1 pseudogene is annotated in these 667 nt (G+C 74.1%); it reads left to right on the forward strand.

Annotated features, from left to right (window positions below):
• Window positions 1–463 precede the first annotated feature (463 nt).
• Window positions 464–667, forward strand: a pseudogene (locus tag AC2W7M_RS26915) (hypothetical protein); the annotation flags it as partial.

The following is a 667-nucleotide window of genomic DNA, read 5'->3' on the forward strand; positions in this document are numbered from 1 at the left end:
GGAGACCGTGGCTGTGCGCCGTTGCTCGCCGCTCGCCGCCCGATCCGGCGAGGCTCAGGCCGACGCCCGCCGTGTCCCCCGTTCGCGCGTTCCGGAGGTGCCCGACTTGCCGCCGCCGCCGCCGATGGACTGCGCGAGGATGCCGTAGCTGAACGTGCCGAACGTGATGATCTCGGCGCCGTTTCTGGACCGAGGCGGTGGCGCCGGAATTGCCGGAGCCGCCCGAGCCGCCGAGGGGTGGCGCTGACGGCCGCATCGGCCTTCGTGCCGTCGGCCGCCGCATGGGTCGCGAGCGCCATGCCGCCGCCGCCGCCGATGGACTGGGCGACGATACCGGAGGCATGGTCTGCGCCGGTCGCGATGGTCCCGCCGACGGTGGTGACATAGGCGTTGCCGCCCGACTTCCCCGAGCCGCCATTGCCGCCGATGCCCACCGTCAGCGTGGCGGTGGACGACGCGCCCCGTGACGGCGCTCGACGAGGTGCCGGCGCCGCCCTTGCCGCCGCCGCCGCCGATGGACTGCGCGACCAGGCCGTTCGAGCCGGTGCCGAGGGTGGTGATGTTCACGCCTTGGGTGGTCGCGCTGCCATTGTTGACGACGACCTTCTCGCCCTTGCCGCCCGATCCCGCGCCGCCGCCCACGGCGACCATCGAGGCTGGCGCTGTT

The organism is Xanthobacter sp. BG11Y11_SDJG (genome assembly GCF_057364445.1).